At 73.5% G+C, this 24,980-nt stretch carries 20 protein-coding genes and 1 pseudogene; 13 read left to right on the top strand and 8 right to left on the bottom strand.

Annotated elements, in window-relative coordinates; genetic code table 11:
* The 8 genes and pseudogenes from ABD481_RS39485 to ABD481_RS39520 form a co-directional block, all read left to right on the top strand.
* Window positions 1-632, top strand: a pseudogene (locus ABD481_RS39485) (hypothetical protein); the annotation flags it as partial.
* A 205-nt stretch (window positions 633-837) separates the two neighbouring features.
* Entirely contained in the window at window positions 838-2,586 is a 1,749-nt protein-coding gene (gene murJ / locus ABD481_RS39490) for a murein biosynthesis integral membrane protein MurJ (RefSeq protein WP_344671009.1), read from the top strand.
* Entirely contained in the window at window positions 2,583-3,650 is a 1,068-nt protein-coding gene (locus ABD481_RS39495; protein WP_344671010.1) for a glycosyltransferase, read from the top strand. The genes murJ and ABD481_RS39495 overlap by 4 nt, the downstream gene beginning before the upstream one ends.
* 284 nt (window positions 3,651-3,934) lie before the next feature.
* Complete coding sequence (gene pyrG / locus ABD481_RS39500) at window positions 3,935-5,665, top strand: CTP synthase (protein WP_344671011.1); 1,731 nt, start codon at window positions 3,935-3,937, stop codon at window positions 5,663-5,665.
* Window positions 5,666-5,892: 227 nt separating this feature from the next.
* Window positions 5,893-6,519 carry an NUDIX domain-containing protein gene (locus tag ABD481_RS39505; RefSeq protein WP_344671012.1) on the top strand — a complete coding sequence of 209 codons (627 nt, stop codon included), beginning with the start codon at window positions 5,893-5,895 and terminating at the stop codon, window positions 6,517-6,519.
* A gap of 193 nt (window positions 6,520-6,712) precedes the next feature.
* Window positions 6,713-7,960, top strand: coding sequence for a hypothetical protein (locus tag ABD481_RS39510; protein ID WP_344671013.1), 1,248 nt, complete (start codon window positions 6,713-6,715; stop codon window positions 7,958-7,960).
* Window positions 7,961-7,989: 29 nt separating this feature from the next.
* Window positions 7,990-8,829 (top strand): HAD family hydrolase, encoded by an 840-nt coding sequence (locus ABD481_RS39515; protein WP_344671014.1) that lies wholly within the window; start codon window positions 7,990-7,992, stop codon window positions 8,827-8,829.
* A gap of 47 nt (window positions 8,830-8,876) precedes the next feature.
* The gene (locus ABD481_RS39520; RefSeq protein WP_344671015.1) at window positions 8,877-9,680 is read left to right on the top strand and encodes a metallophosphoesterase family protein; all 804 of its coding nucleotides are present in this window, start codon (window positions 8,877-8,879) and stop codon (window positions 9,678-9,680) included.
* Here ABD481_RS39520 and ABD481_RS39525 read toward each other — a convergent pair.
* From ABD481_RS39525 to corA, 3 genes are read right to left on the bottom strand one after another with little or no spacing between them, the layout of a single operon-like run.
* Complete coding sequence (locus ABD481_RS39525) at window positions 9,643-10,191, bottom strand: hypothetical protein (protein ID WP_344671016.1); 549 nt, start codon at window positions 10,189-10,191, stop codon at window positions 9,643-9,645. The genes ABD481_RS39520 and ABD481_RS39525 overlap by 38 nt on opposite strands.
* On the bottom strand, window positions 10,188-11,480 hold the full coding sequence (locus tag ABD481_RS39530) for a methyltransferase (RefSeq protein WP_344671017.1): 1,293 nt from the start codon (window positions 11,478-11,480) through the stop codon (window positions 10,188-10,190). The genes ABD481_RS39525 and ABD481_RS39530 overlap by 4 nt, the downstream gene beginning before the upstream one ends.
* The gene (gene corA / locus ABD481_RS39535) at window positions 11,471-12,451 is read right to left on the bottom strand and encodes a magnesium/cobalt transporter CorA (RefSeq protein ID WP_344671018.1); all 981 of its coding nucleotides are present in this window, start codon (window positions 12,449-12,451) and stop codon (window positions 11,471-11,473) included. Before corA ends, ABD481_RS39530 begins: the two co-directional genes overlap by 10 nt.
* Before the next feature lie 147 nt (window positions 12,452-12,598).
* On the opposite strand from corA, the gene ABD481_RS39540 reads away from it, so the two are divergent.
* The 4 genes from ABD481_RS39540 (at window position 12,599) to mshC (ending at window position 16,482) form a co-directional block, all read left to right on the top strand.
* Window positions 12,599-13,309 (top strand): histidine phosphatase family protein, encoded by a 711-nt coding sequence (locus tag ABD481_RS39540; RefSeq protein WP_344671019.1) that lies wholly within the window; start codon window positions 12,599-12,601, stop codon window positions 13,307-13,309.
* Between the two features lie 64 nt (window positions 13,310-13,373).
* Window positions 13,374-13,940: a DUF3090 domain-containing protein gene (locus tag ABD481_RS39545; RefSeq protein WP_344671020.1), complete on the top strand. Its 567-nt coding sequence runs from the start codon at window positions 13,374-13,376 to the stop codon at window positions 13,938-13,940.
* A 113-nt stretch (window positions 13,941-14,053) separates the two neighbouring features.
* Window positions 14,054-14,893 (top strand): SCO1664 family protein, encoded by an 840-nt coding sequence (locus ABD481_RS39550; RefSeq protein ID WP_425559394.1) that lies wholly within the window; start codon window positions 14,054-14,056, stop codon window positions 14,891-14,893.
* 278 nt (window positions 14,894-15,171) lie between these two features.
* Window positions 15,172-16,482, top strand: a complete 1,311-nt coding sequence (mshC, locus tag ABD481_RS39555; protein ID WP_344671021.1) for a cysteine--1-D-myo-inosityl 2-amino-2-deoxy-alpha-D-glucopyranoside ligase — start codon at window positions 15,172-15,174, stop codon at window positions 16,480-16,482.
* A 134-nt stretch (window positions 16,483-16,616) separates the two neighbouring features.
* On the opposite strand, the gene ABD481_RS39560 is transcribed toward mshC, so the two are convergent.
* The 4 genes from ABD481_RS39560 to ABD481_RS39575 all read right to left on the bottom strand — a co-directional run bounded on the left by ABD481_RS39560 (window position 16,617) and on the right by ABD481_RS39575 (window position 23,030).
* The gene (locus ABD481_RS39560) at window positions 16,617-17,165 is read right to left on the bottom strand and encodes a YciI family protein (RefSeq protein ID WP_344671022.1); all 549 of its coding nucleotides are present in this window, start codon (window positions 17,163-17,165) and stop codon (window positions 16,617-16,619) included.
* 78 nt (window positions 17,166-17,243) lie between these two features.
* Window positions 17,244-17,657, bottom strand: a complete 414-nt coding sequence (locus ABD481_RS39565) for a hypothetical protein (protein WP_344671023.1) — start codon at window positions 17,655-17,657, stop codon at window positions 17,244-17,246.
* Between the two features lie 196 nt (window positions 17,658-17,853).
* The gene (locus ABD481_RS39570) at window positions 17,854-22,038 is read right to left on the bottom strand and encodes a carboxypeptidase regulatory-like domain-containing protein (protein WP_344671024.1); all 4,185 of its coding nucleotides are present in this window, start codon (window positions 22,036-22,038) and stop codon (window positions 17,854-17,856) included.
* 380 nt (window positions 22,039-22,418) lie between these two features.
* Window positions 22,419-23,030, bottom strand: a complete 612-nt coding sequence (locus tag ABD481_RS39575) for a GNAT family N-acetyltransferase (protein ID WP_344671025.1) — start codon at window positions 23,028-23,030, stop codon at window positions 22,419-22,421.
* Between the two features lie 76 nt (window positions 23,031-23,106).
* On the opposite strand from ABD481_RS39575, the gene ABD481_RS39580 reads away from it, so the two are divergent.
* Window positions 23,107-23,631 (top strand): GNAT family N-acetyltransferase, encoded by a 525-nt coding sequence (locus ABD481_RS39580; RefSeq protein WP_344671026.1) that lies wholly within the window; start codon window positions 23,107-23,109, stop codon window positions 23,629-23,631.
* A gap of 136 nt (window positions 23,632-23,767) precedes the next feature.
* Here the strand turns inward: ABD481_RS39580 and ABD481_RS39585 are convergent, their stop codons facing one another.
* Window positions 23,768-24,796, bottom strand: a complete 1,029-nt coding sequence (locus ABD481_RS39585; RefSeq protein WP_344671027.1) for an IclR family transcriptional regulator — start codon at window positions 24,794-24,796, stop codon at window positions 23,768-23,770.
* Window positions 24,797-24,980 lie beyond the last annotated feature (184 nt).

Raw genomic sequence — 24,980 nt, forward strand, 5'->3', positions numbered from 1 at the left:
GCTGCGGGGCGGCGCTCGGCGCGGGGGCGGTCGGGCTCTACGACGACCTCACCGAGCGCGGCAAGGCCAAGGGCTTCCGGGGCCACCTCGGGGCGCTCGCCCACGGCGAGGTCACGACCGGTGCCGTGAAGATCCTGGGCATCGGCGCGACCGGGCTGGCCGCGGGCGCGCTGCTGCGCCGGAGCCCGGTGGACCGGGTCCTGGCCGGCGCGGTGGTCGCCGGAGCGGCGAACGTCGTCAACCTCTTCGACCTCCGGCCGGGCCGGGCGACGAAGGCCGCGATCATCGGGGGAGCGGCCGGAGTGCTGCGCGGTAACGCTTTCGGCGCCGTGGCCTTGGGCGCCGCCGCCGCGCTGCTGCCCGAGGACCTCGGCGAGCGGGCCATGCTCGGGGACGCCGGGGCCAACGCCCTCGGTGCCGCGCTGGGCGTCGCGACGGCTGCCGGGGCCTCCCGGGGCCGGCTCGCCGCGGTCGCGATCGGGCTCGCCGCGCTGACCGCCGCGAGCGAGAAGGTCAGCTTCACCAAGGTCATCGCGGCGACGCCGCCCTTGCGGTTCCTGGACGAACTGGGCCGCCTTCGACCCGGGAGCCAAACCGCTACACCTGCCGCCGGTGACGCCGCGCATGGCTGATCTCCGCACCGATTCGGGCCGCGCCGCCGACCCTGCCGACCCTGCCGAACCCGCCGATCCGGACGCCGCGGTCCCCCACGCCGCAGCGCCCCACCCCTCGGTCTCTCACCCCTCGGTTCCTCACCCCTCGGTCTCTCACCCCTCGGTTCCTCACCCCTCGGTCCCGCACCCTTCGGTTCCTCACGCTTCGGCCTCCCACGCCGCGGTGCCCCACCAAGCGTCGGCGACGACTCTGCCGTCGTCCTCCGAAAGCACCCCGGCCGAAAGCACCCCGGCTGCGCCCCGCCGCAGCCGCAGCCGCCGTCCCACCACCACGACGCTGGCCGGCGCCGCCATCCTCATCGCCATAGCCACCGTCGCCTCCCGCGTCGTCGGCTTCGGCCGGTGGCTGGTCTTCTCCCACACCGTCGGCGCGGGTTCCCTGGCCGACGCCTACAACTCCGCGAACCAGCTCCCCAACATCGTCTTCGAGATCACCGCCGGCGGCGCCCTGGCCGGCGTCGCCGTCCCCCTCCTCGCCGGACCCCTCACCGGCGGCGGCGACGGCCCCGCCGACCGGGCTCGGGCCTCGCGCATCGTCTCGGCACTGCTCACGTGGACGCTCGCGATCCTGATCCCGCTGTCCGCCTCCGGTATCGCGCTGGCCTCGCCGATCGGGCACATCCTGGGCAGCGGCCACGGCTCCGACTACAGCGCGCAGATCAGCACGTTCCTGGTCTTCTTCCTGCCGCAGATCCCGCTCTACGGCGCCGCGGTCGTCCTCGGCGCCACGCTCCAGGCCGACCGCCGCTTCCTGGCCCCGGCGCTGGCGCCGCTGTTGTCCAGCCTCGTCGTCATCGCCTCCTACACCGTCTTCGCCTTCCTCGATCGCGGTCGCGGCGCGCACCTCACGGATCTGCGCCACGCCCCCGAGCTGGTGCTGGCCCTCGGCACCTCGGCCGGGGTGCTGATCCTGGTGCTGTCGCTGCTGCCCGCCGTCCGCCGTGCGAAGCTCACGCTGCGGCCCACCTTCCACTTCCCCGACGGGGTCGCGCGCCGGGCCCGCTCCCTCGGGGTCGCCGGCGTCGCGACCCTCGTCGCGCAGCAGTTCGCGGTGCTGACGATCGTGCTGCTGGCCAACGCCGGCCACGCCTCCACCGGCACCCTCACCGTCTTCAACCTGGTCTGGGCCGTCTACTCCCTGCCCTACGCGGTGCTGGCCGTGCCGGTGGCGACCAGCGCGTTCACCGACCTGTCGGCGAGGTGGGCGGCCGGGGACCGGGACGGCTACGCCCGGGGCGTCGCGGTCACCACGCAGGCGGTGCTGATCTTCTCCGCGGCCGGGGCGTCGGTGCTCGCCGCCGCCGCGTGGCCGACCGCCCGGCTGTTCCTCACCGCCCGGCACGGCTCCGGCGGCGGCGTCACCGTCGAGATGATGGGCCAGGGGCTGGTCGCGTTCGCGCCGGGCCTGATCGGCTACGGCCTGGTGGCGCACCTGAGCCGCGCGCTGTACGCGGCCGGGCGCGGGCGGGCCGCCGCGACGTCGGTCTGCGCCGGGTGGCTGACCGTGCTGGCAGCCGATCTGGTCTCGGTGACGCTGCTGCCGGGTCAGGACGCGGTGGTCGCGCTGGGCCTGGGCAACGCCCTGGGCATGTCGGTCGCCGGGGCCGGGCTGCTCGCGGCGGTCCGCCGGGCCGCCGGGCGGGAGGCGCTGGCCGGGGTCGGCCGGGCCGCCGCGGTGGCCGGGATCGCCGCGGCGGCCGCCGCCCCGATCGGGATGCTCGCCGCCGCCGGGGTCGCCGCCACCGTCCTGGTGCAGGCCGCGGTGGTCGGCGGGGCGGTCGCGCTGGCCACGGTCGCCCTGTTCACCGCCGCCGCGGTGGTCGCCGCCCGGCGCCTGCTGCCGGACACCGAATGCGGGAAATGGCTGCGGGCCACCGTCGACAGCCGCCGCGGACGGCGGCCGGGCCGATGAGAGTGCTCCTGGTCCGCGCCGAGAGCTCCGGCGGCATCGGCGTCCACGTCGACAACCTCACGCGCGGGCTGCGCGAGGCCGGCCACGACGTCGACACGCTGGTGGCCGGCGGGACCGCGGCGATCCCGGCCATCCGCCACGCCGCCCGGCGCTCCGCCGTCGACGTCGTGCACGCCCACGGCCTGCGCGCCGGCGCCGCCGCCTGCCTGGCCACGCGCAAGCGCACGGTCGTCACGCTGCACAACGCGCCGTCGAACCGGGCTGGGGAGCTCCTGCTGCGGCTCATCGCCCAGCGGGCCGACGTGGTCCTCGGCGCGTCCCACGACCTGGTCGACCTCGCGGTCCGCCACGGTGCCGCCGACGTCCGGTTCGCCCCGGTCGTGGCCCCGGCGCTGCCGCCGCCGCGCGACACGTTCCCGGCGTTGAAGGCGGGACTGCGCGGCGAACTGGGCCTGGGGCCCGACGACCGGCGGCCGCTGGTGCTGGCGGTCGGGCGCCTGGCCCTGCAGAAGGACTACGACACCCTGCTCACGGCCTTGACGATCATGCAGGACCGGTACGGCGCCGACGGGGTCCCGCCGGTCGCGATCGCCGGCGAGGGTCCGCGGCGCGCCGCGCTCCAGGCGGTGATCGACCGGCGCCGGCTCCCGGTGACGCTGCTGGGCCACCGCGCCGACATCGCCGACCTGCTGCGCGCCGCCGACGTCTTCGTGCTGTGCAGCGTCTGGGAGGCCCGGCCGCTGGCGCTCCAGGAGGCGCTGCGCGCCGGGGTGCGCCACGTGATCGCGACCGACGTCGGCGGCGTGGCGGAGGTCACGGCGGGGCGGGTCCCGCTGCTCCCGGCCCACGACTCGGAGGCGCTGGCCGAGGCGCTGCGGCGGGCCTGTGCCCCGGATGCCGACCCCGATGCCGATCCGGATGCCGGCCCCGATGCCGACCCGGATGCCGAGCCCGACGGCGGCCTGGAACAGGACCCCGCGCCGTCCGCCACCGACTGGGACGCCCTCTGGCCCGGCCCCGCCGACGAACTGGCCGCCGCCCTGGACGCCTATCAGCGGTCCTGAACGCCCGCGGCCCGTTCCCGGCCCGCCCGGCCATCTCCGCTGCTCCCGGCGAACCGATCATGAACGGGGCATGGCCGGCATTCGGCCGACACCCGACGGCGCATGATCGGCCGGTGCCGCCGAGCCCGGCAACTGCTGATATCCTGGACCCCCGTGGATGACAGGTTCCGGCCAGGCCGACCCGACACGGATCACGCCCCCTCCGGCACCGCATCGCCCACCGCTCGCCTCCTCGACGAGCAGCGTTCCTCCAGTTAGCCACAGCGATCCGCGGGAGCCCCCCTTTGGCACACCAGACGAAACACCTGTTCGTAACCGGGGGCGTCGCCTCCTCCCTCGGAAAGGGCCTCACCGCCTCCTCGCTCGGCGCGCTGCTCAAGGCGCGCGGCCTGCGGGTCACGATGCAGAAGCTGGACCCTTACCTGAACGTCGACCCGGGCACCATGAACCCGTTCCAGCACGGCGAGGTGTTCGTCACCGACGACGGCGCCGAGACCGACCTGGACGTCGGCCACTACGAGCGGTTCCTGGACACCGACCTGCACGGCTCGGCGAACGTCACCACCGGCCAGGTCTACTCCGCGGTGATCGCCAAGGAGCGGCGCGGCGAGTACCTGGGCGACACCGTCCAGGTGATCCCGCACATCACCAACGAGATCAAGGCCCGGATCCGCCGGATGGGCGGCGAAGGCGTCGACATCGTGATCACCGAGGTCGGCGGCACCGTCGGCGACATCGAGTCGCTGCCGTTCCTGGAGGCGGCCCGCCAGGTGCGCCACGAGGTCGGCCGGGACAACGTGTTCTTCCTGCACGTCTCCCTGGTGCCCTACATCGGCCCGTCCGGCGAGATGAAGACCAAGCCCACCCAGCACTCGGTGGCCAGCCTGCGCAGCATCGGCATCCAGCCGGACGCCATCGTGTGCCGCGCCGACCGGCCGATCAGCCAGGCCATCAAGCGCAAGATCTCGCTGATGTGCGACGTGGACGAGGAGGCCGTGACCGCGGCCGTGGACGCGCCGTCCATCTACGACATCCCCAAGGTGCTGCACACCGAGGGCCTGGACGCCTACGTGGTGCGCCGGCTCGGGCTGCCGTTCCGCGACGTGGACTGGACCCAGTGGGACGACCTGCTGCGCCGGGTCCACGAGCCGGACCACGACGTCACCGTGGCCCTGGTCGGCAAGTACATCGACCTGCCGGACGCCTACCTGTCGGTGACCGAGGCGCTGCGGGCCGGCGGGTTCGCCAACTCCGCGCGGGTCAACATCCGCTGGGTGCCCTCCGACGAGTGCGCCTCCGACGAGGGCGCGGCCAAGCACCTGTCCGACGTCGACGCGGTCTGCGTCCCCGGCGGCTTCGGCGTGCGCGGCATCGAGGGCAAGGTCAACACCGTCAAGTTCGCCCGCGAGAACGGCATCCCGCTGCTCGGCCTGTGCCTGGGCCTGCAGTGCATCGTGATCGAGGGCGCCCGGAACCTGGCCGGCATCGCCGCGGCCAACTCCGCCGAGTTCGACGAGGCCACCCCGGACCCGGTCATCTCCACCATGGCCGACCAGCGCGACATCGTGGCCGGCCAGGGCGACCTGGGCGGGACCATGCGGCTCGGGCTGTACCCGGCCAAGCTCGGCGAGGGCACGATCGTGCGCGAGCTCTACGACGGCGCGCCCTACATCGAGGAGCGCCACCGCCACCGCTACGAGGTGAACAACGCCTACCGGCCGCGCCTGGAGCAGGCCGGGCTGGTGTTCTCCGGCACCTCCCCGGACGGCCGGCTGGTGGAGTTCGTCGAGCTGTCCAAGGACGCGCACCCGTTCCTGGTCGGCACCCAGGCCCACCCCGAGCTGCGCTCCCGCCCGACCCGTCCGCACCCGCTGTTCTCCGGCCTGATCGCCGCCGCCGTGGCGCGTTCGCAGGGCCTGGGCAGCTCCACCGGCGCGACCGGCGCCGGCGCCGACGCGGCCGCCGCCGGGCGGTCCGCCGGGTCCGCCGGGACCTCCGGGACCTCCGGGTCCTGATCCGGCGCGCGCCCGGGCTCCCGGCCCGGCGCGCTCCCGCCGCCGTCGAACGCCCCGGCTCATCGCCGGGGCGTTCGTGCGTTCGGCGCGGTAGGCTTGCCGATCATCGGCCGCGGGACCCTCGGGGGTTTCCCACGCCGGCCCGCTGACCAGGGCGGACGGCGGCCGGGTCAAGATTGTCGGCACCGAGATTGTCGGCACCCCTCAACCGCATATACGGGAGCGTGATGGAGATCCGCGACGAACCGGAGAAGTGGCCGGTCCTGGCCTCCGAGGAGAAGTTCCGCGGGCACGTGATCTCGATCCGCACCGACACCGTGCGGATGGTCGACGGCAAGGTCGCCGAGCGCGACTACGTCGTCCATCCCGGCGCGGTGGGCGTGGTGGCCCTGGACGAGGCCGACCGCGTGCTGCTGGTCCGCCAGTACCGCCACCCGGTCGGCTGGCGGCTGTGGGAGCTGCCCGCCGGGCTGCTCGACCACCCCGGCGAGAACCCGCTGGCGGCCGCCAAGCGTGAGCTCTACGAAGAGGCGCACCAGCAGGCCGCCGACTGGCGGGTCCTGGTCGACCTGTTCACCACCCCCGGCGGCTCGGACGAGGCGATCCGCGTCTACCTGGCGCGCGGCGTCAGCGAGGCCGAGGGCGAGCAGTTCGCCCGCGAGCACGAGGAGGCCGACATGCGGGCGCTGTGGGCCGACCGGTCCGAGGTGACGCGGCTGATCCTGGCCGGGGAGCTGCACAATCCGCTGGCGGTCGCCGGGGTGCTGGCGCTGTCCACGGCCATCGCCACCAACGCGCTGGGGGATCTGCGGCCGGCCGACGCGCCGTGGCCGCAGCGGCCGTACGAGGGCTGAGAAGTACGCCGCGGGGCCCTGATTCCGTTGCCCGCCGATCCGGATCGGCACCTGATCGGTACCCGTCCGGTACCCGATCGGCACTGAATCAGGCTTCTGTCGGTGAGCCCGGTCGGGATACCGTTTTCCGAACCGGGCCGTGCACGGGGGTGTACGAAGGCATGGCGGTACCCATTCCGCAAACGGGGGATCAATGCAATTACGACGCTTGCTGCTGCCGTCGGCCGCGGTCGTCGGGCTGATCGGGGTCCTGATGCTCTGGGCCGGACCGGCCCAGGGCGGGGCCCGGGCGCTGACCGACACGGTGCACTACACGCAGCGCGCCTACGAGTTCGCCGGCGACGACCACGACACCGCGACGGCCAAGGCCATCGCCTTCGTGTGCGACGACAAGGCCGACTACCTGGACACGCCCCGCGACGCCTGCGAGCGCGACGCGGGCGGGGTCCTGGGCTTCCCGCGCCAGTACCAGGCGATATTCCAGGCGCGTCCTGGGCTGCCGGCGCTGATGTCGCTGTTCATCAGGGTGTTCGGGGACCAGGGCATCTATCTCACGATCCTGGTCCTCCAGGTCGCGGCCGGGGTGCTGCTGGTGCTGGCGGCGCGGGAACTCGGCCTGCCGGGGCTCTGGCCGCTGGCCGCCGAGGCCGCCTACTTCCTGCTGCCCTCGGGCTACGTCGGCACCCGGGTGCTGTCCGAGGCCGCGAGCGCGCCGGGGTTGGCCGCGCTGCTCTACGCCGTCGCCCTGCTGGTCCGCGACCGGCGGCGGAACCTCGCCGTCGGGGTCGGGGCCGCGGCCTTCGCGTGGCTGTTCGCGGTGCGGGACGCCGACGCGGTCCTGGCGGCGGGGTTCCTGCTGCTGGCCGGGGCGGCCGGATACGGGCTCCGCCGGGCCCGGACGGCCTGGTCCGCGCGTCTGGCCCTGCTCGCCGGCGGCGGTCTGGCGATCATGGTCGCGATCAGCTCCGCGCTGTCCTGGCCGACGATCAACCAGGGCATCACCGACACCATGACCAACCACTTCACGCAGCCGGTGCCCGCCGACATGTACGTCCGCTTCCTGCACGCCGAATTCCGCTTCTGGCGCGTGTTCCTGCCGATGATCTCCGACGGGGCCTATCTGGTGGTGCTCGCCGCGCTCGGGCTGTGGGGAGTGGCGCGGTGGGCGCGGCCCCGGGTCGCGGCGCCGGTCCTGGCCGTGGCCGCGGTGGGGCCGGCGTCCCTGGTCCTGCACCCCGGCGACTGGGCCCGGATGCTGGCGCCGATGTGGATCGTGGTCGCGGTGGGGCTGCCGTTGCTGGCGGTGTCGTGGCGGTCGGGACGTGGCGCGGCCGAGCGGGGCGAGAGGCCGGACGAGGAGCCGGAGGGGGAGTCGGAGGGGCTCCGGGACGCCTCCGTGCCCGGTCCGCGGTTCGAGGGCTCGCTGGCCGCCGACCAGTGATCCTTGATCGCCGCCCGTAGACTGCGGCGATGGAGCCCCAGCACCCGAGTCCCGATCCGCGCCAGAGTTCCGATCCGCACACGCACCCGGAGCAGGCACGGGAACAGGAACAGGATCGGGTGTCGGCCGGCCCCGGGATCACCGCCGTCGTCATCGACTTCTTCGGCACGCTGACCGTCAGCGCCCCGAACGCCGCCTGGACCGCCGCCGCGGCCGCCAGCGCCGCGCCGCTCGGGCTGCCCGCCGATCAGTGGCGGGCGGCGCTGGACGCCTCGTTCGTCGAGCGGGCCACCGGGGTGCTCGGCGACCTGGCGGAGAGCTTCCGCGAACTGGCGCGCCGCTGCGGCATCTCGCCGTCGGAGGAGGCGCTCGCGCGCTCGTGCCGGGCCCGGGTGGAGTCCCAGAACGCGTTGTTCCGCTTCCGCGCCGACGCCCCGGCGGCGCTGGCGGTCCTGCGCGAGCGCGGGTTCCGGCTGGGGCTGCTCAGCGACTGCACCCCGGAGCTGCCGCCCGCCTGGCCCGGCCTGGAAGTCGCAGAGTACTTCGACACCGCGGTCTTCTCCTGCGACGAGGGGATCAAGAAGCCGGACCCGGCGTTCTTCCGGCTGGTCACCGAGCGGCTCGGGGTGCGGCCCGCCGACTGCCTCTACCTCGGCGACGGCGGTTCGCGCGAGCTCAGCGGCGCCGCCGGCGCCGGGATGACGGCGCTGATGCTGCGCGCCGACGACTGGCACGCCAACAGCGCCCACGACCGCGAGGACGACTGGTCCGGTCCGGAGATCGCCTCGTTCACCGAACTGACCGCGCTCCTGGAGAGGCCTGGTCTCAGTGCTCGGTCACTTCTCGCCCACCATGAGGACCGCGATTAGGCTTCAATCCCGGTAACCGCCGATTCGCCGTCCCGGGGAGGTCCGCGATGTCCGACCAATACTTCGGTCCCGCACCGTGGGAGGGTCCGGTCAAGCACTACGGCCCGGTGGGCACGGTGGCGGTGCTGTCGGACGTGCACGCCAACGTCCCGGCGCTGCGCGCGGTGCTGGCCGAGCCCGAGGTGGCGGCGGCCGGCCTGGTGGTCTTCAACGGCGACCTGACCTGGGGCGTGGACCCGGACCAGACGGTGCGCATCGTGCAAGGCCTGGGCCTGCGCGCGGTGTGCGTGCGCGGCAACAGCGAGCGCTTCGTGCGCCACATAGCCACCGGCGCCTACACCCCGGCCGGCCCGCGCCAGGAGTGGGTCGCGGCCCGGCACGGCACCGGCGCGCTGGCCTTCGTCGGCTCGTTCCCGTTCAGCGTGGTGGTCGACGTCGACGGCCTGGGCCCGGTCCGGTTCTGCCACGGCTCGCCGCGCAGCGACAACGAGGCGGTCACCCCCGGCACCTCCGAGGAGCGGTTCCGCGACCTCACCGCCGGCATCGAGGAGCGGGTGCTGGTCACCGGCCACACCCACCTGCAGTTCGACCGCACCCTGACCGGGATCCGCAGCGTCAACCCGGGCAGCGTCGGCCTGCCGTACCACGACGGCGAGCCCGGCGTCGCCCATTGGGCCCTGCTCGGCCCGGACGTGCAGCTCCGCCAGACCCGCTACGACGTGCGCGAGTCGGTCGCCGCGATCGAGGCGGCCGGCGACCCGGGCCGGGAGCGCATCGCCGACCTGCTGCTGCGGCCGCCGGCGCCGGCGGAGATCATCGCCGAGGCCGAGCAGCTGGTGCTGGTCGACTGACGCTCAGCAGGGACCAGACGGCGGTCGCCCACAGGGTGACCGCGCAGCCGAGGCCGACCTCGGTGGTGATCGTGCCGGTGGCGGCGTGCCCCACCCAGGCCAGCACCCCGACCAGGCCGGAGACGAACAGCGCCGCGCCGGGGACGACCAGCCGCCGGTCGCCGAAGACGTCGGCCAGCGGCAGGAAGTGGACGCCCACAGCGACGGCGACCAGCGGCATGGCCAGGTCGAAGTCGCCGGCGATCGCGCATCCGCCGAGGATCAGGGCGATCATGAGCCACTGCGCGATGTTCACCCTGCGGAACCGTTCGCGCTGTTCGGGCGACAGGTCCCGGTCCGCCGGGTCGGCCCGCCGCGCGATCTGCCTGCGGGCCGTGAGGACCAGCGCCACGGCCACGGCGAGGCCGAGCGTCCCCGCCGCTCCGGTCACGGCGCCGCCGAAGTGCCCGAGCCCGGCCAGCAGCCAGCCCAGACCGAAGAACGCGTAGAACACAACCCCCGAGTTCGTCACCCGGGCAGTGTATTAGTGCTCTTATTCGCTGTCGCGCGCAGCACCACGAACTTCGGGTTGCTCGCGACCACGTCGCAGTTCCCGAACAGCCGCCTCAGCTTCGCGTGGTACCCCAGGTGTCGGTTCCCGACGACCCACAGCTCGCCGCCGGGCCGGAGCACGGACCGCGATCCGGTGAACATCCGCCACGCCGCCGCGTCGGTCGTCGCCTGGTGCGAGTGGAACGGCGGGTTGGTCAGGACCAGGTCCACGCTGCCCGGCGGGAACCCGGCCAGGCCGTCTCCGGCCTGGAACACGGCTTCCCGGGTGCCCGGCGGGAACGTCGCCTCGAACGTGGCGCGCGCCGACGCGAGTGCCTGGAAGGACTCGTCGACGAAGGTCACCGTCGCCCGCGGATTCGCCAGCGCCGCCGCCAGCCCCACGACGCCGTTGCCGCAGCCCAGGTCCACGATCTGCGCGGCGTCGGGGCGGTTCGGCAGGTGCGGGAGGAAGAACCGGGTGCCGATGTCCAGGTGGTCGGCCGAGAAGGTGCCGGCGTGGTTCACGACCGTGTGGCCGGACACCGGGCCCAGGCCGTCGGGCAGCCGGTAGCTCAGCGGCCAGGGGTTCGTGTCGGCCGAGTCCGAGTCCGAGTCCGACGTCGAGCCCGAGTGCGAGTCCGAAGTCGAGCCTGAGTCCGAAGTCGAGCCCGAGGTCGCGATCAGCGCCGCGTCCGGCTCGCAGAAGATCAGCCGCGCCTTGCGCGCCGCCAGCGACGTCCGCGTCGGGCCGAGGATCCGCTCGAAGGCCTGGAGCGTGGAGGTGTGGATCTCGGTCACCATGCCGGTGCCGACGATCCTCGTCCCCGGGTGCACGGCCGGTCGCAGCCGCCTGAGCTGGTCCTCCAGCAGCGCCAACGACTTCGGCACGCGGATGAGCAGCGTGTCGATCGGGACCGGCGGCTTCTCGGCCGTCGTCAGCAGCTCCACGGCGGAGGCCGGGACCTCGTTGCGGGCCAGGTTCGCCAGCGTCGCCCGCTGCGCCAGGTACGAATCAGAGATCTGCGTGACCCGCGCCCCGACCGCGGCCAGCGCCGTGGTCAGCGCGCCCCAGCGGTCGCCGAACAGCACGACGCGCGCCGCCGGGTCGACCGGCCCGCCGAAGCCCGCCACCGCCCCGGACCCGTCGCCCAGGAACCGCACCAGGTACTCGTCGGCCGCGTCCCAGGCCCGCAGCGCCTCCCGCGGATCCTCCGGGAACCGCGCCAGCGCCAGCCCGCCGGGCAGCGGCGGCGCGCCGGTCAGAGCCACTTCGCCCGCTTGAGCAGGACGTACACCGAGGCGCACGCCACCCCCATCACGCCGAGCACGATGTAGTACGAGTACCGATAGTGCAGCTCCGGCATGTTGTCGAAGTTCATGCCGTAGATCCCGGCGATCGCCGTGGGCACCGCCAGGATCGCCGCCCACGCCGAGATCCGCCGCATGTCGTTGTTCTGCTGCACCGACACCCGCGACCGGTCGGCGTCGAGCATGTGGTCCAGCAGCTCGTTCCACTCCCGCGCGGCCTCGGTGGCGCGCAGCACGTGGTCGGCCACGTCCCGGAAATACGCGTACGTCTCCTTCGCGATCCGGTCCTCGTAGCCGTCGACCAGCGCCTTCGCCGGCATCACCAGCGGGATCACGGCCCGCGCGAACACGATCGCGTTGCGCTTGAGCGCGTAGATGGGACCGCCGTAGTCGCCGCGCACCGGCGAGAAGACCTCGGTCTCCAGCTGGTCGATCGAGTCCTGCATCAGGCCCGCGTAGCGGGTGTAGGAGTCGACGATCTGGTCGGAGACCGCGTACAGCACCGCGCTGGGCCCGTGCTCCAGCAGCTCCGGCTCGGCCTCTATCCGCTTGCGCACGCCGGACAGCGGATTGGCGTCGCCGTGCCGGACCGTGACGATGAAGTTGTCGCCGAGGAACACCGAGATCTCGCCCAGCCGCAGCGGGTGGTGCGGATCGTGCTCCAGCAGGGTCTTGAACACCAGGAACGTCGAACCCTTGTAGTGCTCCAGCTTCGGCCGCTGGTGGGCGCTCATCGCGTCCTCCACCGCCAGCGGGTGCAGGCCGAACTCCCGGGCCACCAGGTCCAGCTCGTCCGGCTCCGGCTCGTACAGGCCCAGCCACAGGAACGCCGACGGGTCGCCGCAGGCGCGCGCCTGGTCCAGCGCGTCCGACAGGTCGGCGGGCGCCGAGACGCGGCGGCCGCCCCGATAGGTCGCGCAGTTCACGATCATGGGTGCGATTATCCCGCAGGCGGAGGCCGGGACCTAAACCCCGGGGCCGGGCGCCGGGGCGAGGCGGGAGGCGGCGGGAAGCGGCGGGAGGCGGCAGGATGCGGCCCGATCCACCGCCGACCCCTGTCAGGTCGTAGGGTTGAGGGTGTGACCCTGGTACTCCTGATCCGGCACGGCCGAAGCACCGCCAACACCAGCAACGTGCTGGCCGGCTGGACCCCGGGCGTGCGGCTGGACGAGCGCGGCGAGCAGCAGGCCGGCGAGCTGGCCAAGCGGCTGGCCGAGGTGCCGCTGGCCGCCGCCGTGGTCTCCCCGCTGGAGCGCTGCCGCCAGACGGCCGAGCTCGTGCTGGGCCCGCACGGCGAGCTGCCGGTGCACCTCGACGAGCGGATCGGCGAGTGCCGGTACGGCGACTGGACCGGCCGTCCGCTGGCCGAGCTGGCCAAGGAGCCGCTGTGGCGCACCGTGCAGGCGCACCCCTCGGCCGCGCGCTTCCCCGGGCCCGAGGGCGAGTCGATGGCGGAGATGTCCGCGCGTGCGGTCGCCGCGGTGCGGGAATGGAACACCCTGATAGCGGCCGAGCACGGACCGGAGGCGGTGTGGGCGCTGTTCTCCCACGGCGACGTCATCAAGGCGATCGCCGCCGACGCGCTGGGCCTGCACCTGGACCAGTTCCAGCGGATCACCTGCGATCCCTGCTCGGTCACCGCGGTCCGCTACACCGACCTGCGCCCGTTCGTACTGCGCCTGAACGACGTGGGCGGCGACCCGGCGCCCTACAAGCCGGCCCCCGAGCGTTCGCCCTCAGCGGACGGCGACGCCGCGGTGGGGGGCGGCGCGGGCGCCGACAACGTATGAACGCATAGGCTTGATTACGCGGTCCCACGCGAGGGCCGACCGCGGAGCTTGTAGGAGGAATACGGTGTCACGGGAACTCTTCGTCTACGACCCCCCGGAGCGGTTCGTCGCCGGCACCGTCGGACTCCCCGGGCACCGCACCTTCTACCTGCAGGCGGCCTCCGGCGGCCGGATCACCTCGGTGGCGCTGGAGAAGGAACAGGTGGAGGCGCTGGCCGAGCGCCTGGACGACCTGCTCGACGAGGTGGTGCGGCGCTCCGGCGGCGCGGCCCCGGTGCCCGCCATCGCCCCGCTGGAGCTGGCCGACGACAAGCCGCTGGAACAACCGGTGTTCGAGGAGTTCCGGGTCGCGGCGCTCGCGCTGGCCTGGGACGGCGAGACCCAGCGCGTGGTGATCGAGGCGATGGCGCCGATGGAGGGCGGGGGCGAGCCGCCGCTGGGCGACATGGAGGCCGACGGCCCGCCGACCATGGTGGTCCGGCTGACCGGGGCGCAGGCCCGGGCGTTCACGACGCGGGCCAAGGCCGTGGTGTCGGCCGGCCGGCCGCCGTGCCCGTTCTGCTCGCTGCCGCTGGACCCCGAGGGCCACGTCTGTCCGCGCTCCAACGGCTACCGGCGGCGCGCGGCTTGAGCGGGCCCGGGGTGGAGCCGACGGAGGCGGGCGGGGCCGGTGGGGCCGCGTCGGCCGGTGTGACCGACGTGACCGGCGTGGCCGATGTGGCTGAAGTTTCCGGCGTGGCCGGCGTGGCCGGAACCGGACTGGGCCTGGAGCGCGTCAAGGAGGTGCTGACGGCCGGCGAGCTGACCATCACCGGCCGCCTCACCAACGCCTCCAACGCCACCCTGTACGGGACCGTGGCCCTGGACGGCGTCACGCTCCAGTGCGTGCACAAGCCGGTGGCGGGGGAGCGTCCGCTGTGGGACTTCCCCAACGGCACGCTGGCCGCCCGCGAGGTCGCCGCCTACGAGCTGTCGCACGCCACCGGCTGGCGGATCGTGCCGCCGACGGTGCTGCGGCAGGGGCCGTGGGGCCCGGGCATGTGCCAGCTGTGGATCGACACCCCGGACGACGACGACCACGAACTGCTCGCGCTGCTGCCCGAGGACTTCGACGACGACCCCGACGACCCGGCCGCCGCGCGCTGGCGCCCGGTGCTGGAGGTGGAGCTCGGCGACGGCCGGCCGGCGGTGCTCGCGCACAAGGCCGACGAGCGGCTGCGCCGGATCGCGGCCTTCGACGCGGTGGTGAACAACGCCGACCGCAAGGGCGGCCACCTGGTGATCGGGACCGCCGAGCCGGACCACGTCTACGGCATCGACCACGGGCTGACGTTCAACGTCGACGACAAACTGCGGACCCTGCTCTGGGGCTTCAGCCACGAGCCGCTGGGCGACGAGGTCCGCACGGTGCTGGAGCGGCTGGCGCGGGAGCTCGCGGGCGGGGAGCTGGGCGGCCGGCTGGCCGAACTGCTGGACCCCGAGGAGGTCGCGGCCACCCGGGAGCGGATCGGCGAGGTGCTGCGCACCGACCGGATCCCCGGGCCGGAGGGTCGGCGGCGCCCGGTGCCGTGGCCGCCGTTCTAGACGCTGCTCCGGACGTCGCTCCAGGAGCCGCCGTTCCGGAAAACCCCGTCTCCCGGACGGGTTTCCTCGGCGGCGATTTCTGACGACGATTGTCACGAGCCGCCGATTTGTCAGGAACAGTGGATCTCGCGCCGTTCGCACCGCCCGCCGCCCTGCCGCCCGAGGCGCCCCGCCGGAACAACCAGGCCCATGGCACTGTTGCGCCTGCTGGCGGCGCCGCGCCGCATCATTCCCCCGCACCGGGCATCGCCCAGGCCGACCCCGATAGGATCATCCGCATGCACGCATGGCCCGCCCCCGAGGTCCCCGAACTGCCCGGTGACGGCCCCGCCGTCCGCCTCCACGACACCGCCGCGCGGGCCCTGGTGCCCACCCCGGCGGCCGGACCCGGCGAGCCGGCCCGTATCTACGTGTGCGGCATCACGCCGTACGACGCGACCCACATGGGCCACGCCAACACCTACCTGGCGTTCGACCTGATCCAGCGGGCCTGGAAGGACGCCGGGCACCCGGTGTCCTATGTGCAGAACGTCACCGACGTCGACGACCCGCTGTTGGAGCGGGCCGTCGCCACCGGCCGGGACTGGGAGGCGCTGGCCGAGTCCGAGACCGCGCTGTTCCGCGAGGACATGACCGCGCTGCGGATCCTGCCGCCGGCGCACTACGTCGGGGCCGTGGAGTCGATCCCGCTGGTCGTGGACCTGGTGGTGAAGCTGCTGGAGCAGGGCGCGGCCTACGACGTGGACGGCGACGTCTACTTCTCGGTGCACGCCGACCCCGCCTTCGGCTCGGTGTCGCACCTGGACCCGGCCGAGATGCTGGCCACGTTCGCGGCGCGGGGCGGCGACCCGGACCGCCCGGGGAAGAAGCACCAGCTGGACTGCCTGCTGTGGCAGAACGAGCGCGAGGGCGAGCCGTCGTGGGACCCCGGGGCCGCCGGCCGGGCCGCCGGTCTGCGACCGGGACGTCCGGGCTGGCACATCGAGTGCGCGGCCATCGCGCTGGAGCACCTGGGCATGGGCCTGGACCTCCAGGGCGGCGGGAGCGACCTGGCGTTCCCGCACCACGAGATGGGCGCGTCGGAGGCGCAGGTGGTGACCGGCGAGCGGCCCTACGCGCAGACGTACGTCCACGCCGGGATGGTCGGCCTCGACGGCGAGAAGATGTCGAAGTCCAAGGGCAACCTGGTCCTGGTCTCCAAGCTGCGCCACGCCGGGGTCGACCCGATGGCGATCCGGCTCGCGCTGCTGGCGCACCACTACCGGACGGACTGGGAGTGGACCCCCGCGGACCTGGAGTCCGCGCAGGCGCGCCTGGCGCGGTGGCGGGCGGCCGTGTCCCGGCCGGACGCGGTGCCGGCCGACGACGTGCTGGCGGCGGTGCGGGAGCGGATCACCGATGACCTGGACGCGCCGGGCGCGCTGGGTGTGATCGACGCCTGGGTGGCGCGGCAGGAGGCTGCTGACGCTACGGCGGATGGTGATGGCGGCGCCGGTGCCGAGGGCGATGGCGCGGCGGTGGAGCGGAACACGGCGGCGCCCGGGCAGATCAGCCGGATTGTCGACGCGTTGTTGGGTGTCGCGCTCTAAGAGTCGCTAAGGCGTCTAAGGGCTTCTAAAGCGAGCGGCAGCCCGCTTCAGAGGCGCGTGAAGTGTCCGGCCTAAAAGCATGAAGGGGTGGCAGCGCTGTCCGGCGCTGCCACCCCTGTTCACTGCCACCCTCGTCACTCCCGCCCGCCGAACTGCCAGTCATGGACCCGGACGTCGGCATAACGGTCCACGGTCAGCACGCTCGCGGCCGATTCCCGGTCGGACGCCCGAACCAGCGCCGCCGTCCCCAGCCAGACGGTGCCGTCGTCGGAGAGCAGCGGCCCGTAGGCGATCAGTTCGTCGCGGCCCGCCGGCAGCTCCAGATCGACGCCCTCGCCCTCGCCGAGCCCGAGCACCAGATACCGGTCCTCCCCGGTCCGGCCGCCGGCGAACTCCCACATGGTGCGCCCCAGCAGGTTGCGCCACCGGCGCAGCATCACGTCCTGATACATCCCGGCCTGGTATCCGGGCTCGTCGAAGGCGAACGCCCGGGCGGCGGCGGCATCGGGCAGGTCGAGGATGTGCACGCTGCCGGTCGGCAGTTCGCGGTCCGCGGTCAGCGTCGGCCCGCGCGCGATCATTCCCTTGCCGAACCCGTCCATGTACGACAGATGGTCTTCCAAGAGCGATTCGCGCAGGGCCAGGGAGCTGGGCCGGTCGCGGTGGTAGCAGAAGAACTCCATGGGCCCCAGTCTCCACCACGAAAACCCCCGGTCCGGGGCACCGGAAGAGGTGCCCCGGACCGGGGGTCGGGCCCTACGTCACCGGCGCACGCCGGCCTCCTGCCGCTCCATCGCCGACGGGCTGGCGCCGGCGCGTTCGGCGAACTGCGCGTTCTGCGACGGCGTCAGCTCGGCGGTCGCGTTGGCGTCGACCACGTTGGTGATCCGGAACTTGATCGGCGGGCCGTCGCCGTGGTGCTTGTCGTGCGGACGGCACATCACCGTCGATCCGACCTCCAGCGGGGAGTCCAGGTTGCCGGGGACGTACGCCCGAACCTGTTTACCACCGTCCACCGGGGTCAGGACCGCGATCCGCGGCATCATCCGCTCGCTGCCGTCGGGGCGGGTCTCGCGGCGGTTGAAGTCGGTGAGCTCCGCGACCTTGAACTTGTGGCGGGATTCGGACTTCGCGACGTGGGTGGCGTCGCCTTCGGCCTTCTTGGACTTGGACATGGCCTCAAGCCTCCTTCGGGTCCGGGGCGGACCCTTCCCTCAGCAACTCATCGAGGGCCCGGGGCTGTCGCGTCTGTCGCCGTCATCCGGGTGACCGCGCGGCGCGAACGCGAAGCGGGACCGCGCGTGTGCGCGGTCCCGCTCCCGACGTGCGCGCCGCACGTCAGACCTGCGTCAGTCCTGCATCAGACCTGCATCAGTCCTTCAGCAGCACGAACGACACCGTGCTGGTCGCGCCCCTCTTGATCTTCACCGTCTGCACCTGCGGCTGGTAGCCGTCCTTGGCCGCGATCACCGTCAACGGGTTGTTGCGGTAGTCCAGCCACAGGGCGTAGCCGCCGTTGATGTCGGTGTGCAGGGTGTAGTGGGTGGCCCAGGTGTCGATCTGGACCGTGGCGCCGGCCAGCGGGACCGAGGCCCCGGAGGCGTCGGTGCAGGTGACGGTGCCGGTGATCTTGCCCCAGGTGGTCGGGGGCTTCACCGTCATCGTCACCGGGATCGCGGACAGGGTGTACGGCGTGTCCGAGGTCAGGCCCAGGCTCGCCGTGTACGCCCCCGGCTGGGAGATCGACGGGTCGCCGGCGTTCACGGTCACCGTGAAGGTGCCGCTGGCGCCGGGGGCCAGGGTCAGGGTGCCGGCGCTCTCGCTGAGCCACGGCACGTCGGTGGTCGGGCCGCCGGTGTAGCCGGGCAGCACCTGGGTCGTGGCCAGCGGCGGGGTCAGGCTGCCCTGGCCGCCGCCGACGGTGTAGAAGCCCAGGGCGCCGGCGAACCGGTAGGCGCTGACGTTGGAGTTGGGCAGGGTCGTCCACGCGTCGGTGGCCGGGTCGTAGGACCAGGACTGGTTGGTCAGCCCGCCGCCGACGACTCCGCCGGAGACCAGGAGCTGGCCGTTGGCGCCGGCCGAGGCCGAGGCCCAGAACGCGGCGGGCGCGTTGGCCGCCTTGGTCCAGGTGCCGGCCGCCGGGTCGTAGACGTAGGTGCTGTTGCTGGCCGTGGTGGCCGAGGTGCCGCCGGCGCAGACCAGCTTGCTCTGCGCGTTGGCGCAGGACAGCCATGCCGTCGTCTCGGGGTAGGCCGCCAGCTTCGTCCAGGCGCCGGAGGCGGCGTCGAAGGAGTAGACGTCGGTGGTGCCGCACGAGGTGGTGCAGCCGCCGACGACGTACAGCTTCGAGCCGATCACCGCGCTGCCGGAGCCCGCGTACGGCGCCGGGGCGGCCGGACCGGTGCTCCACTGGTTGGCCGCCGGGTCGTAGATCTCCAGCTTGGGATCCGGGTCGCCGGAGGCGGCCCAGCCGCCGACCACGTACAGCTTGCCGTTGATGAACCCGTGGGCCGGGGACTCGCGGGTGTCGCTCGCCGCTGCCAGCGCCGACCAGCTGCCGGCCGCCGGGTCGTAGGCGTACAGCGAGCTGGAGTCGTTGCTGCCGTCGTATCCGAACCCTGAGTAGAGCTTGCCGCCGGCGAACTCGGCGATGTTGTCCTGGATCAGGGTCGGGAAGTTGGCCACCGGCTGCCAGCTGTCACCGGCGGTCGGGGCCGCGGCGGCCGGGGTCGCCCTGGCGGCCGCCAGCTTCTTGGCGGCTTGCAGGGCGCTGCCCATGGTCACGTTGGCCGGCACGATCTGCGTCGGGGCCGCCGGCACGTTCTGCATCACGAAGCCGCCGGGCTGCTCGCCCACGTTCAGCGTCGCCGGCGCGGTGCCGGTGTTCTTCACCGTGACCGTCTGGGTGGCGCTGCCGCCCCAGGCCACGGTCTTGGCGACCGAGGTCGGGGTGACGGTGAGCCGGCCGGCCTTCAGCGCGAAGTCGGCCTCGACCACCTTGCCGGCCGCCACCGCCGCCGTCGCGGTGCCGCTGACGTAGTGCGCCTTGGCCGCGCTCAGGGCCACCGAGCCGGTGGTCGGGGAGAAGAACCAGTAGAACGCGCCCTTCAGCGCCGGGTCGGCGGTGGCCGCCGAGGTGCCGCCGACGGTGGGCGCGGCGGTCTCCGAGACGGTGACGCCGGCCAGCGCGGCCTTGGTGTTGGCGTCGGTGACCTGGCCGATCACCAGGCCGCCGGGCACCGGGTCGCAGGTCTGCGCGCCCAGCAGGACGTTGTCGACCTCCCAGAAGTAGGCCCACGTGCCGGTGTAGTGGAACCGGACCTGCACCTGCGCCTTGTTCGCGGCCTGCGGCAGCGGCAGGCGCACCGTGGTGCCGTCGACCTGCGCGGTGGTCTGCGACCAGATCGCCGACCAGGTCGCGCCGTTGTCCACGCTCACCTCGACGGTCGCCGAGGAGTTGCCGTAGGGCTTGTAGTAGGTCGCGAAGTCCAGCTCCGGGGCGGCGATCGCGGACAGGTCGGCGACCGGTGCGGTCAGGTACGTGTCCTGCGACTTGCCGGTGCCCAGGTAGTCGCTGTCGATGATGGCGAACCCGCCGTCACCGGTGGTGCGGTTGCCGCGGTGGTCCGGGTCGTCGAACTCCCAGCCGCCGGAGGCGGTGTTGTTGGTGACCGTCCAGCCGTCCGGCGCGGTGCTGCCGTCGAAGGTCTGGTAGGGCCCGACGTGCCCGAGCCGGTAGCCGGCCGCGGTGCAGCTGGTCGCGTTGACCTTGACCGCGATCGGCTGGGTCACCGCGGACACGCCGACCGGCACCGCGGTGTCCGTGGTCTGGTACCCCGGGTAGGCGGCCGTGGTGTGCAGCTGGTAGGTCTTGTTCACCGGCAGCTGGACCGTGTAGGCGCCGGTCTTGGGGTTGGTGTACACCGGTCCGCCCGGCATCCCGTCCACGGTGATGGTCGCGTACAGCGGCCAGCCCTGTCCGGAGCCGTCGGTGACCTTGCCGGTCACCGCCACCCGGGCCACGGCCGCCAGCGTGAAGTCCTCGGCGACGGTGGCGCCGTCGGCGACCACGACCCCGTCGACCGAGGAGTCGGCGTAGCCGAAGGCGCTGGCGCTGACGGTGTAGGTGCCCGGCAGCACCGACAGCGAGTAGCTGCCGTCGGCCGCGGTGGTGACGCTGGTCGACCCGACCGAGACCTTGGCCCCGGGCACCGGGCCGGTACCGTCGGTGACCTTGCCGGAGACGATTCCGTGCGGGCCGCTGCTGAACGCCGACAGGCCGTTGGGCGTGCCCAGTCCGGTCGGGCCGTCGTAGCCGGTCCCGGCGGTGCACAGGTAGGACGGCGTGCAGGTGGAGGTCGAACCCTGCGTCACGTCGTTCAGCGCCGCGGGCTTGGCGTACGGGTACGCGTTCGGGTAGGTCCCGGCCGCCGGCGTTCCGGCGGCGGCGTAGACCCCGGTGATCAGCGGCGCCGAGACGCTGGTGCCGCCGTAGACCTGCCACCCGGTGTCCTGGTAGCTGTCGTAGACCGTCACGCCGGTGGCCGGGTCGGCGACCGCGCTGACGTCGGTCAGGGTGCGCTTGGCGCAGCCGCTGTCGGTCTGGAAGGCCGGCTTGGGCTCATAGAGCGAGCAGCCCGAGCCCGGACCGCCGTAGGAGTTCGACCACACCGACTCCGACCAGCCGCGGCTGCTGCCGTCCCGGACCAGCGAGGTGCCGCCGACCGAGGTGACGTACTGCGAGGCCGCGGGGTAGGAGACCCCGTAGGAGCTGTCGCCGGAGCTGGCGACCACCGCCACGCCGGGGTGGTTGTAGTACGGGTCCATCGCGGTCAGCTCGGAGGGGTCCTCGCCGCTGCCCGGGGTGGAGTCGTAGCCGGAGCCGTAGGAGTTCGAGACGTAGCCGGCGCCGAGGGCCACCGCCTCGTCCACGGCCGCGCCCAGGTCGTCGAAGTTCGCGGTGGTGGCCTCGACCAGGATGATGTGCGCCCGCGGCGCGACCGCGCTGACCATGTCCAGGTCCAGCGAGATCTCCCCGGCCCAGCCGGCGTTCGGCGTCGGGTAGTTCGTCCCGCCGGTCTGGTCGACCTTCTTGAAGCAGCCGTTGGCCGTGGTGCAGGCCGGCAGCCCGAACTGGGTCCGGTACAGCGCCAGGTCGCTCTCGGCGTTCGGGTCGTCGTAGGCGTCGACGATGGCGACCGTGGTCCCGGCGCCGCCGTCGGCCGGCAGGTTGTAGGCCGAGAGCAGGTCGGCCGGGCCGAACCCGGCGGGGGCGGCGGCCGGGGACAGGCCGGCGGCCTTCGCGACGTCGGTGCGCCGCAGGGCGAAGCAGGTGACGGCGCCCTTGGCGGCGGGCGGGCAGACCGCCTTCGCGTCGGGCTTGGCACCGGTGGCGGCCGCGGGTTGCGCGGCCGCCGCGGGGGCGGCGTGGGTGGCCGGGGCGGCCTGGGCGGCGGAGGCGGCGTCGGCGGTGCCGACTCCGAGACCGGTCGTCAGCGCCAGCGCGGCGGCGAGGGCGACGACCTTGCCCAGGGGACGAGAGGGGGGTCTGTGCACGTGCGGCTCCTCGGGGACGGTGGTGGCTTCCGTGCCGCGGCGCCGCTCGACACCGGCGCCACGCTGCGCTGTGCCCTAGCAGTGGTTGTCATGATGTGAGGACATCCGGATGTCAGTAGTCTGACGCCAGCTTGGAACTGAGTGTTCCTCATGGTCGAACCGCTGTCCATACCTCGAAACCAAGTAATGTCCTTGATGTGCGGGCCCGAACACAAAGATCCCAGCTCACTGATCATGGGCCGGGATCGAAATGATCGCCGCCGGTCCCGGCGATCTTGTCAGGATTCGTAGATCAGCGGACGTATTCGCTTCGGCGGGCCGGTCCGGTCCGGTCCGGTCTGGTCCGGACCGGCCCGGGCCGGTCGGCGCCGCCGCCCGCCTCAGGCGGTCGAGCGCCCGAGGTAGGTCACGACGCCGGGATCGGCGACCGGGATCTCGTGGAACCCCATCCGGTCGTAGAAGACGCGGGCGGCGGTGTTCGCGGTCGCCAGCACCAGGTGCACCCGCGGCGCCCCGGCCCGGTCCAGCGCGGCGAACAGCGTGGTCAGCATCCTGCGGCCGTGGCCCTGGCCCTGGTATTCCGGCAGCAGGTCGATGTGCAGATGCGCCGGGTAGTCCGCCACCTCGGGCGTGAGCATGTGCTCCGGGTTGTGCAGCAGAGCCGCCATGGTCTCCTCGATCGTCGCGGGCTTCCCGGGCGGCAGCGGGTGGCGCGCGGCCACGGTCGGCAGCCAGCGCTCGCGGAAGTCCTTCGCGAAGCGCGGAGTGTTGCTGGTGCCCACCACGTACCCGACCGCGCGGCCGCCGTCGTCGAGCATGAAGGCCAGATCCGGTTCGAGCACGGTGTAGGGCCCGACGAACATGTCGGGCAGCAGATCGTGGTCGCGGTACACGCCGCGCGCGTCGCCGCCCGCGTTGCCGGTGCGGATGCAGATGTCGTAGACCGCGTCGCGGTCCTCGGGACGGTACAGGCGGATCGTGGGTGCGGACATGGGAGCTCCTTCCAGCCGCCCAAGCCTAGATCGACGCTCCGACATGGTGGCGGGGGCGACCATTAGGCTGCCGCGGGTGACTGCCAAGACCACCAAGACCACCAAGACCACGACCTACGTCGAGATGACCGATCGGGACCAGCTCGTGCCGGCCGCGCCCGTCCCCGAGCTGACCCTGGACCCGGTCGGCGACGGCCAGGAGGCCCAGGACCTCGTCGCCCGCACCATGGTCCGGGTCGGCACTCCCCACGGCTGGCGCAGCGTGACCCGCACGCCGCAGGAGTGGCCGGCGTGGTTCGCCCACCCCGGCCGCCGCTGCTGGCTGCTGCGGCACGCCGGGGAGCCGGCCGGCGTCGTGGTCTGCGACCGGCACGCCGACGGCGAGGTCGAGATCAAGTCGTTCGGGCTGGTGCCGGAGAAGGTGGGCCAGGGCCTCGGCGGCCACGCGCTCACGCTCGCGGTGCGCCAGGCCTGGGACCTGCACCCGGACGTCACCCGCGTCTGGCTGCACACCGCCTCCGACGACCACCCCGGCGCGCTGCCGAACTACCACCGGCGCGGCTTCCGGACCTTCAAGACCGAGACCAACGGCACGGATTAGGTGCCGGGGCCGTAGCTGTTCCACTGACCAGCTCGGTGGCTCGGCGACTCAGCGGCTCGGTGGCCCAGCTCCTTGGTGGCCCAGCTCCTTGGTGGCCCAGCGGCTTGGTGGCCCGGTGGCCCGGCGGCCCGGCGACTCAGCGGCTGCCGCGCAAGGCGCTGCTGACCACGGTGCCGACCCGGCGCGCGGCGTCGGCGAGCCGGTCCAGCCGGTGCGAGGGATCGGTGACGACCCACAGCGCCGCCACCGGGGTTCCCGGCGCCCCGTAGAGCGGGACCGCCGCGCAGCAGACCCCTGCCACCACCTGCTCCCGATCGAACGCGACGCCGCACGACCGGATCTTCGCGGCCTCGCGCGGCCACGCGGCCGCGACGGTGGCCGGGATCGGGTCGGCGGTGCGGCTGTCGCCGGGGTTGCCGACGCCTGCGCTGTTGCCAGGCCTGCCGCTGCCCGATTCGCGCCCACCACCGGGGCGCCGGTCCCGGAACGTCGCCGGATCCACCGGGAACACCCCGGCCGGACCTCCGTCGCGGGCCTCGGCGACCAGGACCTTCCCGGCCGCCGTGTACCAGGGCCAGGTGGTTCCGCGTCGCAGTGTCACCAGCGTGCCGTTCGCCGAGCCGCCGCCGTTCCCCGTGTCGCTCCCGCTGCCCGTGTCGCTCCCGCTGCCCGTGTCGCTCCCGCTGCCCGTGTCGCTCCCGCTGCCCGTGTCGCTCCCGCTGCCCGTGTCGCTCCCGCTGGCCGTGTCGCTCCCGCTTCCGGTCCCGCTGCCGGCCGTCCCCGCGACGCAGTCCACGATCAGCTCGCGGCCGTCGCGCAGCACGCTGACGCCCACTGTCGCGCCGGTGGCCGCCGCCAGGTGCCGCATCGGGCCCCGCGCCGCCGACCGCAGCCCCGGATGCGGCTGCCAGCCGTGGCCGAGCTGGAACACCCGCGCCCCGATCCGGTAGCCGCCCCGGCTGCGCTCGACCGCGCCGAGGCTGCTGAGCTGCTCCAGCAGCCGGTGCGCCGTCGTCTTCGGCAGCCCGCACTGCGCGGCCAGTCGGCTGACGCCCGCGCCCTCGACCTGTTCCAGCGCCCCGAGCAGGGCGAACGCGCTCTCCAACACACCGCGCCCGCCGCCGTCGCGCGGCGCGGGCGTGGAACCCGTGGCAGTGATGAACATTTCTCAAAGGTCTGCGATCGGGCCCGGCTCGCACGTTGCCGGTGCTGCACGCGATGCTTGCCGCTGGTGCAGCGTGCGGACCGGCTCGGCGGGGAATGAACCATTCGCAGATCCGGGCCGTGACAGTGGGTTGGGGAGGCCGCCGAACCGCGTCGGCCTGGTCGGAATCAGGCAGGTGAAGCGC

The sequence above is a fragment of the Catenulispora yoronensis genome (assembly GCF_039531695.1).
Taxonomy (GTDB): domain Bacteria; phylum Actinomycetota; class Actinomycetes; order Streptomycetales; family Catenulisporaceae; genus Catenulispora; species Catenulispora yoronensis.

Bases quoted from the DNA above. Each gene is read 5' to 3' on its own strand.
- ABD481_RS39585 (WP_344671027.1), bottom strand. From the start codon at position 24,796: ATGTTCATCACTGCCACGGGTTCCACGCCCGCGCCGCGCGACGGCGGC.
- ABD481_RS39560 (WP_344671022.1), bottom strand. From the start codon at position 17,165: ATGGAGTTCTTCTGCTACCACCGCGACCGGCCCAGCTCCCTGGCCCTG.
- ABD481_RS39565 (WP_344671023.1), bottom strand. From the start codon at position 17,657: ATGTCCAAGTCCAAGAAGGCCGAAGGCGACGCCACCCACGTCGCGAAG.
- ABD481_RS39515 (WP_344671014.1), top strand. From the start codon at position 7,990: ATGGAGCCCCAGCACCCGAGTCCCGATCCGCGCCAGAGTTCCGATCCG.
- corA (WP_344671018.1), bottom strand. From the start codon at position 12,451: ATGATCGTGAACTGCGCGACCTATCGGGGCGGCCGCCGCGTCTCGGCG.
- ABD481_RS39520 (WP_344671015.1), top strand. From the start codon at position 8,877: ATGTCCGACCAATACTTCGGTCCCGCACCGTGGGAGGGTCCGGTCAAG.
- ABD481_RS39510 (WP_344671013.1), top strand. From the start codon at position 6,713: ATGCAATTACGACGCTTGCTGCTGCCGTCGGCCGCGGTCGTCGGGCTG.
- ABD481_RS39495 (WP_344671010.1), top strand. From the start codon at position 2,583: ATGAGAGTGCTCCTGGTCCGCGCCGAGAGCTCCGGCGGCATCGGCGTC.
- mshC (WP_344671021.1), top strand. From the start codon at position 15,172: ATGCACGCATGGCCCGCCCCCGAGGTCCCCGAACTGCCCGGTGACGGC.
- ABD481_RS39505 (WP_344671012.1), top strand. From the start codon at position 5,893: ATGGAGATCCGCGACGAACCGGAGAAGTGGCCGGTCCTGGCCTCCGAG.
- ABD481_RS39575 (WP_344671025.1), bottom strand. From the start codon at position 23,030: ATGTCCGCACCCACGATCCGCCTGTACCGTCCCGAGGACCGCGACGCG.